Source organism: Micromonospora sp. NPDC048898 (assembly GCF_043198035.1).
Classification (GTDB): domain Bacteria; phylum Actinomycetota; class Actinomycetes; order Mycobacteriales; family Micromonosporaceae; genus Micromonospora.
In genome coordinates this window covers 224,075-238,515 of sequence record NZ_JBICUF010000005.1, presented here as the reverse complement: position 1 = coordinate 238,515, position 14,441 = coordinate 224,075, and the positions used below count along the sequence as shown (strand labels likewise).

Sequence of the window (14,441 nt, the reverse complement as noted above, 5' to 3'; positions counted from 1 at the left end):
GCGATGTCCAGCGACCCGGCCCCCGACCAGTCCGCCGCCGACGGCTACGTCCAGCGGGCCCAACTTCTCGCCGAACTCGGCCGCCACGACGAGGCGGCCGGGGAGCTGACCTACGGGCTGGCCCTCCAGCCGGACGACGTGGACGCCCTCACCATGCTGGCCCGGGTGCACCTGGCCGCCGGCCGCCCAGCCGAGGCACTCACCGCCGCGGACCGGGCCGTAGCAGCCGCACCGGAGTCCCTCCCGCCGCTGGTCGCCAGGGCCATGGCGCTGGCCGACCTGGACCGGTATTCCGAGTCGGCGGCCACCGCGGATCGGATCCTCGCCCTCGGCCCGGCCGACGCGTACGCCCAGCGGAGCGCGGCGGCGATCCTGGCGGACGCCCGTAACGGCCAACCGGCGTTGAACGCGGCCTGGCGTGGCGTCGAACTGGCCCCGGAGGAGCCGCAGGCGCACCTCGTGCTCAGTCTGGTCGCCGCCCGCCTGGACCTGTTCGACCTGGCCGAGCGGGCCTACCGGGAGGCGCTGCGGCTCGACCCACGTCTCACCGATGCCGCCCACGACGTGGGTGTCCTGCGGCTGGAGCAGCGCCGTTGGTCGGAGGCGTTGGCACACGTGGCCGAGGCGGTGACGATCAGCCCGAGCCGGATCGACTCGCCACGGACCCTCGCGTACGGGTTGCACCGCCTGGTGCTCTACGGCGCGGGCTGGTCGCTGGTGGCGGCGGTGCTCGTCGCGTTCACGACGGCGGGGAACGACGGGTTCTCCCGCGTCCTGGCGGTCCTCGCCGCGCTTACCGGCGGAATCGTCGTCTGGCAGCTCGCGGCCCGGCTGCCGGGACTGACCCGGACAGTCCTGCCCGCCCTGCTGCACTCGGACCGGGCGATGGCCCTGGCGATCTACGCCGTGGCCGCCGCGCCGCTGCTGCTGCTGGTCTACGCGGTGGTCGGCTCCCCGTGGCCCCTGGTGCTGACCATCGTCGCCACGGCGGTAGCCGAGTTCGCCATCTTCACCAGAACCGCAATCCGCTAACCCACCTCCGGCCCCAACCTCCGGCGTAACCCAAAAGATCACCAGCGTCGCGTAGCTCGACCAGGTCAGGGGTTTCGCCGGAGCCCGCCCGCGTCGGGATCAAGCCTGACCGCCCAGAGCGGGTGGGCTCCGGCGAAACCCCAAAGGGCGACTACACAGAACGCGCCCAGGTCCAGGCGTAGGCCTCGTCTTCGCAGGTGTTGGCGGCGTCGCAGAGGTCCAACGGGCGGAACGTGTCGACCATGACGGCCAGTTCGTCGAAGTAGTCGGCCCCGATGGAACGCTCGGCGGCACCAGGCTGCGGTCCGTGGGTGAACCCGGACGGGTGCAGCGAGATCGAGCCCTGTTCGATGCCGGAGCCGCGGCGGGCCTCGTAGTTGCCGCCGGTGTAGAAGAGCATCTCGTCGGAGTCGACGTTGTGGTGGTTGTACGGCACCGGGATCGAGTCCGGGTGGTAGTCGACCTTGCGGGGCACGAACGAGCAGATGACGAAGTTGGGGCCCTGGAAGGTCTGGTGCACCGGCGGGGGCTGGTGGATGCGGCCGGTGATCGGCTCGAAGTCGTGGATGGAGAAGGCCCACGGGTAGAGGTGCCCGTCCCAGCCGACCACGTCGAACGGGTGGTTGGCGTAGACGTAGCGGGTCCACCCGCGCCGGTGCCGGACCAGCACCTCGACCTCCTCGCCGTCGACGAGCAGCGGGGCATCGGGGCCGCGGACGTCGCGCTCGCAGTAGGGCGAGTGCTCCAGGAACTGGCCGCGGACGGAGAGGTAGCGCTTGGGTGGGCCGATGTGCCCGGTCGCCTCGACGGCGAGCAGCCGGACCGGCTCGTCACCGGTGGGCACCAGCCGGTGGATGGTCGAGGTGGGGATGACGACGTAGTCGCCGGTGACCGCGTCCAGCGCCCCGAACGGGGACTCGACCCGCAGGGTGCCCGACTCGACGTAGAGGCAGTGGTCGCCGGTGGCGTCGCGGAACAGCGGCGAGGGCCGGTCGGCGAGCACGTACCCGATTCGGACGTCGTCGTTGGCGAGCAGGTACTGCCGGCCGAGGATCGGGTCGGCGCCGCCGGTGTCCAGCTTGTGGGTGCGCAGGTGGCGGGGCTTGAGCGGCAGGTTCGGTGCCCGGGTGAACGCGGGCGGGGTGAACTCGTCGGCGGCCAGGATCGCGGTGGGCGCGTGCCGGTGGTAGAGCAGGGACGAGTCGGAGGAGAAGCCCTCCTGGCCCATCAACTCCTCGGCGTAGAGGCTGCCGTCGGGCTGCCGGAACTGGGTGTGGCGCTTGCGCGGCACCTCGCCGACGCTGCGGTAATACGGCATCTCGCCTCCCGATATGTCCCGTTCACCGGCCGGAGGCGTCCGATAATCGGACGCTGTTGTCCGTTCCTCGTAGCGTCCCGTACATTCTTGTTCCGTGTCAACGCAGCTGCCCGTACTCCTCGATGGCCTGGTGGACGACGCTGCCGTCTTCCCTCCGGGCAGCGCCGCGCTGCCCGACGCCCTGGCTGCCCACCGGCAGCACCGCGCCGCCTGGTACGCGGACCTGGTCGGCCCGCTGCTGATCCCCGCCTCGACAGTCGCGGCCGGCGAGCTGAGTGCTCTGGTCGACCCGGGTGCGGGCCTGGTGATCGGGCTGATCGGTGACACCGGGATCGGAAACCTGCCGTTCGCGCTCTCGGTCCTGGCACCGGACAGTGTGACCGCGCGTCAGGTCGAGGTGGCGGTCGCCAAGCGCGGTGCGGACCCGCTGCCCGGCGTCGCCGAGCTGCTGCGGCTGATCGACACCATGCCGGGCGTGGAGACCGTGTACGCCGAGCTTCCGTTGACCTTCGGCCTGATGGGCGCTCTGGACGCGCTCACCGCCGCCCGCGCCGACGGCGTGCCGATCGCCGCCAAGTTCCGCACCGGCGGCCTGGCCGCCGAGCTCTTCCCCACCCCGACCGAGTTGGCCACGGTGATCTGCGCCTGCCGGGACCGGGACCTGCCGTTCAAGCTCACCGCCGGGCTGCACCAGGCCGTCCGGCACCTCGACCCGGAGACCGGGTTCACCCACCACGGGTACGCCAACGTGCTGGCCGCGACGCTGGCCGCCGCCGACGGCGCGGGCGTGAGCCGGGTCGCCGAGCTGCTGACCGCGCTCGACCCGCGCCCCCTGTTGGAACGCGCCACCGCACGGCTGCACGAACCCCGCCCGCTCTGGGTCGGCTTCGGCTCGTGCAGCATCCTGGAACCACTTACCGATCTGATCCGGCTGGGGCTGGTGAACGGGGGCTACGACGCATGACCTGGGTGACCGGCGTTGACGGTTCGCCGTACGGGGTGACGAACCTGCCGTACGGGGTCTTCCGGCGCGACGGGGGCGGGCCTCGGATCGGCGTACGGATCGGGTCGTGGGTGTTCGACCTGGCCGCGGCGGAGGCCGCGGAGCTGGTGCTGGCCGCCGGTGCGTTGTGCCGGCCCACCCTGAACGAGTTCATGGCGTTGGGCCGTCCGCAGTGGGTCGCGGTGCGGCAGCGGATCACCGAGCTGTTGACCGACCCGACGCACCGGGCCGACGTGGAGCCGATGCTGGTGCCCCTCGACGACGTGGAGCTGTTGCTCCCGATCGAGGTGGCCGACTACGTCGACTTCTACTCCTCCGAGCACCACGCGTCGAACGTCGGGCAGATCTTCCGTCCCGGTCAGCCGGCGCTGCTGCCCAACTGGAAGCACCTGCCGATCGGCTACCACGGGCGGGCCGGCACGGTGGTCGTCTCCGGCACGCCGGTGACCCGGCCGACCGGCCAGCGGGCCGCCGCCGAGGGCCCGGTCACCGGCCCGTCGGTACGCCTCGACATCGAGGCCGAGGTCGGCTTCGTGGTGGGCGTACCGAGCGAGCTGGGCAACCGGGTGTCCGTCGACGACTTCGCCGACCACGTCTTCGGGGTGGTGCTCGTCAACGACTGGTCCGCTCGGGACATCCAGGCATGGGAGTACCAGCCGCTCGGCCCGTTCCTCGGCAAGTCGTTCGCCACCTCGGTCTCGGCCTGGGTCACGCCGCTGGACGCGCTCGGCGACGCCTTCGTACCGGCCCCCGACCAGGACCCGCCGGTGGTCGACTACCTGCGCGACGTGCCGCACCTGGGCCTGGACCTCCGGCTGGCGGTGGAGTGGAACGGCGCACTGGTCAGCGAGCCGCCGTTCGCCACCATGTACTGGACGCCGGCACAGCAGTTGGCCCACCTCACCGTCAACGGCGCGGCACTGCGCACCGGCGACCTGTACGCCTCCGGCACCGTGTCCGGCCCGGACCGGTCGCAGGTCGGCTCGTTCCTGGAGCTGACCTGGGGTGGAGCGGAGCCGGTCGCGGTGGGCGACGAGAGCCGCACCTTCCTCGCCGACGGCGACACGGTGACCATCACCGCCACCGCTCCCGGCCCGGACGGCACCACCATCGCCCTGGGCGAGGTCACCGGCACGGTCCATCCGGCCCGCTGAGTAGGCCCGCTTCCGTTCGGCCCGCTACCGTCCGGCCCGCTTCCGTTCGGCCCGCTACCGTCCGGCCCGCTTCCGTCCGGCCCGCTGAGCGGGCTCGTTCCGATCGGCCCGTTGAACGGGCTCGTTCCGCCCGTCTCGTGCATGGGACCCGTGGTCGCACCGACTGTGCGACCGCCGGCCCTGGTTGATCCGTTGATCGTCCGGATACGTCGCCTCGCCGCACGGTCCGGGCCACCCTCCTGGTTGCCAGCGGCGGTGGGGCCCATCGCAGACGGAGGTAAGGACGATGCACGAACTCACGGGCGCGGTCTGGCGTACCAGCAGCCGCTCCAACGACCAAGGGCTCTGCGTGGAAGTGGCAGACAACCTGGTCGACGTCCATGGTCTGGTCGCTATCCGCGACTCCAAGGACCAGGCCGGCCCCACACTCGCGGTCAGCCCGCCTGGGTGGACGGCGTTCATCGGCGCGATTCGAGTCGGTCGTTTCGAGCGCTGACAGGCGTTTCGGCACCGGTCGGCGACGACCGGTGCCGAACTGTCGTCCAGGGCCTGTCCCGGTGGTGGTCCGGGACTGTCCCAGACGGCGGATCGCTTGCCGAGACCAGTTCGTACAGCTGGTCTGGAGGACATGAGAACCCATTCGGTTGTGGGCGGAATTCGCCCCAACACACGAAACGCAATCCTCGGCATCATCTCCCTGCTCGCCGCGCTCAGCGTGATCCTCGCCCTGGTGACCGGCTCGGGTGACAACGCCAACGCCGCCAAGAGTCGCGTGCAGGTCATCCAGCCGGCAGCCGAAGGCTCCAGTGACACGTCGGACCAGGGCAACGACGGCACCGCCGAACGGGCCATCGCCGAACGGTCAAGTGGCGAACGATCCAGCGGCGAACTGACCGAGGGCGACGAGGTCACCGCCGACCAGGCCGGCGCCGACGGCAGCGAACTGGCCGAGGGCAGCGACGCCGCCGCCGACTCCGACCAGGCCGCCGAGGACAGTGGCGAACTGGCCCAGGGCAACGAGGTCACCGCCGATCGGGCCGCCGCCGGCGCGAAGGCCCGGCCGTGCGAAGGGCACGGATACAAGCGGTACAACCCGCGCCGCACGTTCCAGTGGCAGAAGACGTCGGGCTGGCTGTGGGCGACCCGCAACTCGAAGCCGGGCGACACGTACGTGCAGTTCCGTTCCGGGGGCGGCGAGTACGTCTACAAGCAGTTGACGAACTGCAGCAACGTCCGCGGTTGGCTGGCCGGGGCCAGCTCCTACCGCTACAAGCACTGCGGTGACCTGCGTGCGTGCACCTTCTCGTCCTGGCAGACCATCACGAAGAAGGGCAGTTGCTCAAAGGTCTACAACAAGATCCTCGCGTACGACCCCGGGCACAACAAGTGCTTCACCTACTAGTCGGCGCACCGCCGAGGGCTTCGCTCAGGTGACCCGCGCCGACTCTCCGGCCTGATCATCAGCCGTACCGACTTGAAACGTTCCCACCGCCCGGCCATGCTCAACCGGCCGGGCGGTGGGTCGTCCACTGTCGACCTGGCCCGGTCGGCATCGAGCGGAGTCGGCGCACGAATGCCCAGCAGGCGTGTCGGGCTGCCGCAACGCGGGGGAGGAACTGTCGATGGCGAACGAGCAGTCCACCGCCGGTGGGGCGCCTGACCCACAGGCCGCCGGCTCGGCGGCCGAGTTCGTGGCCCAGCTGCGCGCGCTCCGTCAGTGGTCCGGACTGACGATTCGGCAGGTGACGAGGAAGGCGCAGGAGGCCGGCGACGTGCTGCCGCACAGCACGCTGAACACGGCGTTGGGCCGGGCCACCCTGCCGAGGGAGGAACTGGTCGCGGCCTTCGTCCGGGCGTGCGGCGGCGATCAGGACACGGTGGACGCCTGGATCACGGTGCGCAAGGGACTCGCCGCGGCCGCAGCAGGTCAGCCCGAGCCGGTCGCCACCGTCGCCGCCGCGGGGAGGGCCGGTGCCAGCTCGATCGCCGACGAGCCGAGGGTCCGCCCGCCGTGGGGGTTGCTCGACGCGGTACCGCCCCTGCCGGCCGAACTGTCCCAGGTGACCGACTGGGAACGCGGCGGCGAGCAGCCGTGGGAGACGACGACCGGCGACGAGCCGAACAACGGCGAAACGGTGACCAGCGGGTCGGCTGTCGCCGGGTCGACAAGCGACGAGCCGGCCGCCGCCGTCGACAAGCCGCACCGATACGGGGCCGCGCCGGATTCGTCCGCCCCGCCCCAACCCGCCGCGTCGCCCCGAGGGCCCGAGCCGGCCGCAACGCGGTCCGAACTGGCCGCCGCGCCGCCCGAACTGGCCGCCGCCCCGCCCCAACCCGCCGCATCGCCCCGAGGGCCCGAACTGGCCGCCGCGCGGCCCGACTCGGTTGCGATGCGGTCCGAGTCGGCTGAGGCGCGGTCCGAGCCCGCTGACGCGCGGCCCGAGCCGGCTGACGCACGATCCGACCTGGCTGGCGCGCCGCCCGAGCCGGCCCCGGGCGAGTCCGTCCCGACCGAGGATCGGCCGTCGCGTGTCCACGCGTACGCCGAGGGACCGCTGGCCACGGCGGTGCGGAACCGGCGCGACGGCGCCTGGTCGGGGCTGCACCGCAAGCGGGTCGCGGAGGCCGACGGGGTGGCCGTCGCACCGCTGCGGCTGCGCGACTTCGTGCCGCCGCTGGCCTTTCGGGCCGGCTGGTCGACGCGTGTGCTCCTCGGCGCGATGGTCGTCCTGCTGGTACTGGTAGCCGTCGGCGTGGCGGTCCGGGCGCTCCGCGATGCCAACCGGGGTGACGGTCCGGCAGGTGTGCGGGCGGGGCCGACAGTCGCCCAGGACGACGGGGGGCAACTGCAGTCGAAGGATCGCGGCGGGAGGACAGCCAGCCCCAGCGCTCCGTCGATCATCGTCGTCCCGGCGCCCACGACCAGGGCGCCGAGGTCACCCAAGGCGTCGCCGACGAAGCCGGCCGCCGCCGCGCTGCCGGCGGCCGGGACGTACCGCATGATGCCGGCGGCCACCGACGGTGGGTCGAACTGCGTGGGCGTGGGCCCGGAACCGGGGAACGACCGGCCGGAGGTGGCCGTGATCGTCTCGTGTGCCGGGGCCGAGCCCGCCGCCAGCGAGCTGCGGAAGGTGGCGGCGAACACGTACCAGATCTACTGGGCGCGCCCGTCCGGCGGTGGCGGATGCCTGCAGGTCGACCCCGACCCGAACGGCGAACCATCGACCGCCCACGGGCAGTTGCTGGCACCGCGCGGCTACTGCGATCGTCCGGATCAGCGGTTCATCCTCGAACCGGTTCAGACGAACGCGGGCCAGGGTTACCGGCTGCACGCCGCGACCGCACCGAAGATGTGCATCGGCCCGCTCGACGGTGGCCGAACGGTGGGCACCGCCGTCGCCCAGGTGTCCTGTTTCAACGACAACGTGCAGGTGTTTCTCTTCAAGCCGTAGCGCCCGCCGGTCCGCACCTGTGGAAAATTCGTTCCGGGGGCCACGGCTGGCGCTTACTCCGCGTACCGTCTGGGACACGGGAGGCTGGCATGTCGACGGTGGCGGTTACCAGGTTCATCGAGGCGGACGCTGTCGATGTCTGGTGTCTGCTGACCGACCTGCCCGGCCGCGCGGTCCGGCTGACCGCCGCCGGCCCGATCGAGGTGCTCACCCCGGGTCCGTTCGGGCCGGGCACCGCCTGGCGTGAGGAGCGCGCCCAGCCCGACGGCGGCACGTTGACCGAAGAGTTCCTGGTGGTGGAGACACAGGCCCCACACCGGCTGGTGCTCTGCTCCTCCGGTGCCGGCGTGGATTACCGGATCACCTGGAGTTTGCGACAGGTCAGGCGTCGCCGTCGAGGTTGTACGGCGGTCACCGTCACCCACGAGGCAGTGCCGACCGCTCCGTACGGCCGGGTGGTGGCGCTGTTGCTCGGCCACCTCGCCGCGCGGGCGGTCGAGGTGGCACTCCGGCGCGACCTCGCCGACCTGGCCGTCGCGGCCGGTGCCGGCTCCGTCGAAGCCGCCTGAGCGCGGCCGGCCACCTTCCGCCCGCACCTGCGCACGTGGTCGCCGTGACCTGCGCGGGGTCCGGCCGGTTCCCCTGGGTAGGGTGCCGGACGGAGGTGCGGCATGGGGATCCCGAGGGGCCGACGACGGCTCGCGATGGCGGTCGTGGCGCTGCTCGCGACAGTGGCCGTCGTGGTCATCGGTTACCGGGTGCTCGCGCCGGCCGAGGTGAGCACGGTGGCCCGAGCCGACTATCCGCCCGCGGCCCAGCCGGCCGCCGGCGTGGTCGGTCGACTGCCGGTCGCCCCGTTGATCGTGGACGGCAGACTGCGGGTGTACGCCGCGCACCGCCAGGTCTACGCCGACCGGCCGGTGGACTGGCGGTACCGGACCACCCCGTACTGGTCGTACCGGCGCTGGCCGGCGGAGTTGACCGGGGTGGTGGCCAGCGGCAGCACGGTGGTGAGCCGTTGGTCCGACGGTCGACTTGTCGCGCTCGACGCGCCGACCGGTCGGGTGCTCTGGAGGGCCGACGGCCCGGAGCCCGTGAAGAGCGCTGCGGTGGTACGGCGTACCGGTGCGGCCACCGTCTGGGACCCGAGCGGGCTGCACCTCACCGACCTTCCGGACGGTCGCACGGTGGTGGTGGCCAGCGGAGACGCCGAGGCGCGCGGGGTCGAGATGCGCGGCGGTCGGCAGCTGTGGCGGGTCGACCTGCCCGGCGGTTGCCGCGGTGACGTCGGCACCACCGCCGCCGGGCAGCTGATCGGCCTGGACCGGTGCGCCGGCCCGGCCACTGTCGAGTTCCGGGACGCGGCGACGGGTGCGGTACGCGAACGGTGGCGACCGCCGGGTGGGGCGGACGAGTTGGTGGTGACTCCGCTCGGTTGTCGTACCGGCCGGTCGGACTGCCCGGCCCTGCGCACCGCTGGACCGGGCGACGCGGCCGGCCGGGGATGGCTGCTGGGCGTCGGCGAGCCGGTCGCCGCCCCCGCACTCGATCCGGCCGGGGCCGCGGTGGTGGGTGAACAGGCAGTCGTGGTGCTCGACGGCGTGGCGGTGGGTCGGTCGGCGCGTACGGGCGCGGAGCTGTGGCGGTCGGCCGATCTCGGTGCGGTACGGGTGCTGGCCGCGCAGCCCGGCCGGGTGCACCTGCTGACCGAAGCCAACGACCTGGTGACGCTGGACCCGGCGACCGGTGGGCAACTGTCCCGCTTCTCGCTCAACGTCGGACGGGACGGGACGGGCTGGGCGCCCGGGGCGGTGGGGGTCGGGGGCGGCTTCGTCGCGGTGGAACGGCTCCGCAGGCCGGTGGACCCCGACGGCGACGACAAGCGCTATTACCTGACGTCGGAAGCGGTGATCCTGGCCGCCACCTGATCGTGGCGTCTTCGGCGCCCGAGGAAGCGAACCGTCCATACCTTTTGTCGGTAAAGGGTATGTTTTTCACGGTTCAGGTTTCCTCGGAAAGGGGTCGGCGCATGGGCAGGACAGCAGCCAACTACCTCGTGGGCGGCGCACTGGCCGCCGCCGCGAGCCTCGCGCTGGCGGTTCCGCCGGTGCTGGGCGCGGATCCCGCCTCGGCGCGCGGGTTCGCTGCCGTCCGGGCGGCGCCGTCGGCGGGCACCGGCGTCACCTTCGAGATCCTGCCGGCGTCGCCGACGCCCACGCCCACACAACCCGCGCCGCCCACGCCCACTCCCACGCAGCCCGCGCCCACGCCGACGCAACCCACGCCGGCACCACCCCAGCCCACGCCCAGCCACGGTCAACTGCCGGTCACCGGTTCCGGCGGGTCGACGTTGCTGCTCGTCGGGCTGGGCGTGCTCCTGCTGATCGTCGGTGGGCTCGCCGCCCGTCGTTGGCGGCGCGTGTGACGTACGCCGGCCGTCGGCGACTGACGCAAGCCCGCCGCCGGGGGGCGGGCCTGTCGGGTGCGTCCCGCCGACAGCTTACGGAGGCTACGGCCCCGACGGCTTGCGGAGGCCCGTCGGCGGCTGACGCAAGCCCGCCGCCGGCGGCCGATTCGTCGCGCGGCCGCCGGCGTGGCGTCAGTGTCCGGCCGAGACCCGCTCCCGTGGACGGCCGGTGGGGGGCTGGGTGGACCGCCGGGATCGACGGGCCAGCATCACGAGGCCGGCGATGAGCAGGAGGCCCGCGACGGCCGCCGCCACGGTCCAGGCGGACGTCATCCGGGAGATGACGCTGCCCCGCTTGCCGACCTGACCCGCGTCGGGAAACTCGATCTGCGCGGTGATGCTGCGCTTGACCATCCCGCTCTGCAGGTTCACCTCGATCTTCCAGGGCCCGTTCGGCAGCTCGGCCGGTAGCCGGGCGATGACCTGCCCCGAGCCGCCCGGCGGCAGCGTGACGCCCTGCCCGACGTCGAATGGGCCGGCTCGGCTGCCGGCCGGCCCGTCGCTGAGGGCGACCGAGCCGGTCAGGTCGATGGCCCGACCGCCGGTGTTGGTGACCTGGGCGGTCACCGAGGGCACGCCCTCGGCGCTGCGGGCCGGTCGAAGCTCACCGATCGAGAAGTCGGAGACCGGCTCGCCCCCGGGCCCGATGTCGAGATACATCCGGACGCCGACCCGGTGGATCTGGGTGACCTCCCCGTCGGAGCGGGGCGCCGAGGTGGCGGACGCCCAGATCACCCCGTACCGCTCGCCGCGGGATGCGGCCCGCGGCACCACGATGGTGGCCAGGACCCGGGCCTCGCCCCACGGATCCACCTCCACGACGGACTTGTCGAGGGTGATCCACGAGGTCAGCTCGTTGGCCGCGCGGCCCTCGCCGAACTTGAACTCGGACCCTTCCACGGTCGCCGCCGCCGGATACACGTCGATGCGGCGAGTCTCGTCGGTGCGGTTGCTGATCAGCAGTTTCCGCTTGATGGTGGTGCCCGGCGGGAGGTGATCGACGATGTAGCGCAACGCCCGGGGGTCGTCGCGCCGGTTGGTGGGTGCCTCCAGCAGCCGGATTCCGAGGCGGTCGTCGGCGTCCGGCTCGACCGCGCCGGCCCGGGTCGACAGACCCGGACCGGCGAGGCTGAGCAGCGCCAGCGCGACCGCGACGGTCGACCGGCCGTGGCGGCTAGGCCACCGAATGCGTCACCGTCCCGGTGTAGACGCCCGCGATGCTGTCCAGCGGCACGTTGACGATCAGCGTCGGGTTCCAGGTCGCGGTGTTACCACCGGTGCCACCGGCGTGGGTGAACGCCGTCACCGGCGTGACGCTGTCCAGCGGCTCCGCTGCGCCGGCGTTCGCCTGCCCGGGTGTGAAGGTGCCGGTGCCGGTGGTCGCGGTGGCGGGGCCCGACCAGTAGTCGATCTCCCCCGGCAGGACCGTCTCGGCGGGAGTGCCGCCGCCGGTCTGGAAGACGGAGGCCGTCACCGTGGCCACCCAGGAGGCGTCCGCCGCACCCCGGGAGTCGTCGACCGTGACCGGGCCGAGCTGGCCGGTGATGGTGCTGCCGGGCGCACCGCTGCCCAGGTCGGCGGTGGCCGGCGCGTCGATGTCGAGGGTGCCCGCCGCCACCTCGAAGGTGACGGTGGTGGTGTCGGTCGGCGCGGCGACGGCCGGTGCGGCGAGGAAGCCGACCATCGCGGCGGCGGCCGCTCCGGTGAGGCAGATCTTGGCAGTACGCACTGTTTGTTACCCCGTTCTCGAAGTGAGCCGGCGTGATTCCCCGACACAGCCGGCTACTTCGGAAGATAGGGCAGTTAGCGGGATGGAACTGGACAAACGGAACTTATGGCCCGATCCGGGTCACTTCAGTGCGGACTCCGCCGCGGCTAGGAACGCGTCGTTCTCGGCCGGGGTGCCGATGGTGACCCGAACCCCGTCCCCGGCAAACGGCCGCACGATCACCCCGCGCGCCTCGCACGCCTTGCCGAACGCCACCGCCCGCTCGCCCAGCGGCAGCCAGACGAAGTTGGCCTGGCTCGTCGGCACCTCGGGCACGAACTTGCGCAGCGCCTCGGTGACCCGGTCCCGCTCGGCGACGACAAGGGCGCAGCGACGCTCCATCTCCGTCGCCTGTGCCAGCGCGGCGAGCGCCCCGGCCTGGGCCGCCGTGCTGCTGGAGAACGGGGTCGCCACCTTGCGGATGGCCGCGGCCACCACCGGCTGGGCGACCAGCCAGCCCATCCGCAGCCCGGCGAGCCCCCACGCCTTGGACAGGGTGCGCAGCACCGCGACGTTGGGCCGGTCCAGGTAGTCCAGCCCGTCCGGCACCTCCGCGTCGGTGACGAACTCCCGGTACGCCTCGTCGATCACCACCAGCACGTCGTCCGGCACCGCGTCGAGGAACCGGTCCAGGTCGGCCCGGCGTACCGCGGTGCCGGTGGGGTTGTTCGGGTTGCAGACGAAGATCACCCGGGTCCGGTCGGTCACCGCCGCGGCCATCGCCGCCAGGTCGTGCCCGTGCCCGGCGTCGTTGGGCAGCCGCACGCTCGTCGCGCCGCTGGTCGCCACGATGATCGGGTACGCCTCGAAGGACCGCCACGAGTAGAGCACCTCGTCGCCGGGCAGGCAGGTGGCCCGCACCAGGTGCTCGGCCAGCGCCACCGACCCGCAGCCGGTGGCGATCCGGTCGGCGTCCACCCCGTACCGCTCGGCCAGCGCGTCCCGCAGCGCCACCACGCCCATGTCCGGGTAGCGGTGCGAGGTGCTGATCGCCTCGGTGACCGCCTCCACCACGCCGGGTAGCGGCCCGTACGGCACCTCGTTGCTGGCCAGCTTGATGGCCTCCGGCAGGCCCAACTCCCGAGCCAGGTCGGCGGGACTGCGCCCCGGCACGTAGTTGGGCAGCGTGTCCAGGTCGGCGCGGGTCAGCCGCAGCGCCGGCTGGTGACGTCCGGAGTCGGTCATGGGGTGTCTCCCGGGGGGTGGTTGCGGTCGTTCGAGGGGGCGGGTCCGGTGGGGTGGGGAACCTCGACGACCACCGTCTGCGCGCGCTTGTCGTGCAGCGCCTGGCGCAGCGGGTGGTCGAAGAGTGGCGAGAGGGCGTCGACAAGTTGCACCACCAGGCCGATCCCGGCGCAGTACCACAACAGAGTCGGCAGGCCCAGCAGGCTCCACCGGCCCAGTGCCCGGCCCATGCCCAGCGGCTGGTCGGCGGCGGTCGGCACCGCCCGGATCCGCATCACCCGCTTGCCGACCGTCTGCCCACCAGCGGCCATGGCGGGCACCTCGTACGCCAGCCAGAGCGCGGTGGCGACCAGCAGGATCACCACCAGGAGCGAGTTGGCCTGCTGGTCGGGCAACGGCAGGCCCTCGGCGGAGGTGTCACCCCGGGCCGCCCGCCGGAAGATCTCCTGCCAGTACGGGGTCCACTCCTGCACCCAGCGCCAGACGAACCAGCCGTTCGCCACGATGTTCAGTGCGAAGAGCAGGCCGAAGTCGATGAGCCGAGCAACGAACCGGCGGCCGTAACCGGCCAGCCGGAGGCCGTGCGGTCGTGGCTCGGGCAGCCGCATCGACCAACCCGGGTGACCGGGCGGCGGTGCCCAACCTGGTTGCCCGGGCGGGGGCACCCAACCCGGTTGCCCGGGCAGGGGTGCCGAGCCCGGTTGGCCACCCGGAGGCGCCCAGGCCGGCGGACCACCCTGCGGACCCCAGGCCGGCGGACCGCCCTGCGGACCCCAGCCTGGGCCCTGTCCGGGCGGCGGGCCGTACCCCGGTGGTGGGCCCTGCTGCGGCGGCCCGCCAGGCGCGACGGTTCCCGGGCCCGAGGTGCCCGCCGCGGCGGGCGCGGCCGAGGTGACCGGCGCGGGCGGCGGCTCGACCGGCGGAGGACCGTCCGGCGGGGTGGCGTCGGCGGGGATGGGCGCACCGAGCCAACCCTCGCCGTCCCAGTAACGCTGGGTCTCCCTGTCGGCCGGGTCGACATACCAGCCGGGCTGAACGCTCACGCCGTCGCTCCGCTTCGCT

General features: G+C 72.9%; 14 protein-coding genes. 9 read left to right on the top strand and 5 right to left on the bottom strand.

Going from position 1 to position 14,441, the window contains the following annotated elements:
• The first annotated feature begins 3 nt into the window (after nucleotides 1-3).
• A complete protein-coding gene (locus ACGFIQ_RS16800) occupies nucleotides 4-1,032 on the top strand; it encodes a tetratricopeptide repeat protein (protein WP_393244423.1) in 1,029 nt (342 codons plus the stop codon).
• Between the two features lie 151 nt (nucleotides 1,033-1,183).
• Here the strand turns inward: ACGFIQ_RS16800 and ACGFIQ_RS16795 are convergent, their stop codons facing one another.
• Nucleotides 1,184-2,350, bottom strand: coding sequence for a homogentisate 1,2-dioxygenase (locus tag ACGFIQ_RS16795; RefSeq protein ID WP_393244421.1), 1,167 nt, complete (start codon nucleotides 2,348-2,350; stop codon nucleotides 1,184-1,186).
• Nucleotides 2,351-2,444: 94 nt separating this feature from the next.
• Between ACGFIQ_RS16795 and ACGFIQ_RS16790 the strand changes: the two genes are divergently transcribed.
• From ACGFIQ_RS16790 to ACGFIQ_RS16755, 8 genes are all read left to right on the top strand, one after another.
• The gene (locus ACGFIQ_RS16790) at nucleotides 2,445-3,314 is read left to right on the top strand and encodes a hypothetical protein (RefSeq protein ID WP_393244419.1); all 870 of its coding nucleotides are present in this window, start codon (nucleotides 2,445-2,447) and stop codon (nucleotides 3,312-3,314) included.
• Nucleotides 3,311-4,507: a fumarylacetoacetase gene (fahA, locus tag ACGFIQ_RS16785; RefSeq protein WP_393244417.1), complete on the top strand. Its 1,197-nt coding sequence runs from the start codon at nucleotides 3,311-3,313 to the stop codon at nucleotides 4,505-4,507. Before ACGFIQ_RS16790 ends, fahA begins: the two co-directional genes overlap by 4 nt.
• Nucleotides 4,508-4,793: 286 nt before the next feature.
• A complete protein-coding gene (locus ACGFIQ_RS16780; protein WP_393244415.1) occupies nucleotides 4,794-5,003 on the top strand; it encodes a DUF397 domain-containing protein in 210 nt (69 codons plus the stop codon).
• Between the two features lie 150 nt (nucleotides 5,004-5,153).
• A complete protein-coding gene (locus ACGFIQ_RS16775; protein ID WP_393244413.1) occupies nucleotides 5,154-5,909 on the top strand; it encodes a hypothetical protein in 756 nt (251 codons plus the stop codon).
• Between the two features lie 220 nt (nucleotides 5,910-6,129).
• Entirely contained in the window at nucleotides 6,130-7,959 is a 1,830-nt protein-coding gene (locus ACGFIQ_RS16770) for a helix-turn-helix domain-containing protein (protein WP_393244411.1), read from the top strand.
• A gap of 89 nt (nucleotides 7,960-8,048) precedes the next feature.
• A complete protein-coding gene (locus ACGFIQ_RS16765; RefSeq protein WP_393244409.1) occupies nucleotides 8,049-8,528 on the top strand; it encodes an SRPBCC family protein in 480 nt (159 codons plus the stop codon).
• Nucleotides 8,529-8,630: 102 nt separating this feature from the next.
• A complete protein-coding gene (locus ACGFIQ_RS16760; protein ID WP_393244407.1) occupies nucleotides 8,631-9,887 on the top strand; it encodes a PQQ-binding-like beta-propeller repeat protein in 1,257 nt (418 codons plus the stop codon).
• A 101-nt stretch (nucleotides 9,888-9,988) separates the two neighbouring features.
• Nucleotides 9,989-10,384: an LPXTG cell wall anchor domain-containing protein gene (locus ACGFIQ_RS16755; protein WP_393244405.1), complete on the top strand. Its 396-nt coding sequence runs from the start codon at nucleotides 9,989-9,991 to the stop codon at nucleotides 10,382-10,384.
• A 174-nt stretch (nucleotides 10,385-10,558) separates the two neighbouring features.
• Here ACGFIQ_RS16755 and ACGFIQ_RS16750 read toward each other — a convergent pair whose 3' ends face one another.
• From ACGFIQ_RS16750 to ACGFIQ_RS16735, 4 genes are all read right to left on the bottom strand, one after another.
• Nucleotides 10,559-11,440 carry a hypothetical protein gene (locus ACGFIQ_RS16750; RefSeq protein WP_393244403.1) on the bottom strand — a complete coding sequence of 294 codons (882 nt, stop codon included), beginning with the start codon at nucleotides 11,438-11,440 and terminating at the stop codon, nucleotides 10,559-10,561.
• Between the two features lie 160 nt (nucleotides 11,441-11,600).
• Nucleotides 11,601-12,155 (bottom strand): hypothetical protein, encoded by a 555-nt coding sequence (locus tag ACGFIQ_RS16745; RefSeq protein WP_393244401.1) that lies wholly within the window; start codon nucleotides 12,153-12,155, stop codon nucleotides 11,601-11,603.
• Nucleotides 12,156-12,275: 120 nt separating this feature from the next.
• Complete coding sequence (gene hisC / locus ACGFIQ_RS16740; RefSeq protein WP_393244399.1) at nucleotides 12,276-13,379, bottom strand: histidinol-phosphate transaminase; 1,104 nt, start codon at nucleotides 13,377-13,379, stop codon at nucleotides 12,276-12,278.
• Complete coding sequence (locus ACGFIQ_RS16735) at nucleotides 13,376-14,422, bottom strand: RDD family protein (protein WP_393244397.1); 1,047 nt, start codon at nucleotides 14,420-14,422, stop codon at nucleotides 13,376-13,378. The genes hisC and ACGFIQ_RS16735 overlap by 4 nt, the downstream gene beginning before the upstream one ends.
• Nucleotides 14,423-14,441: the final 19 nt, after the last annotated feature.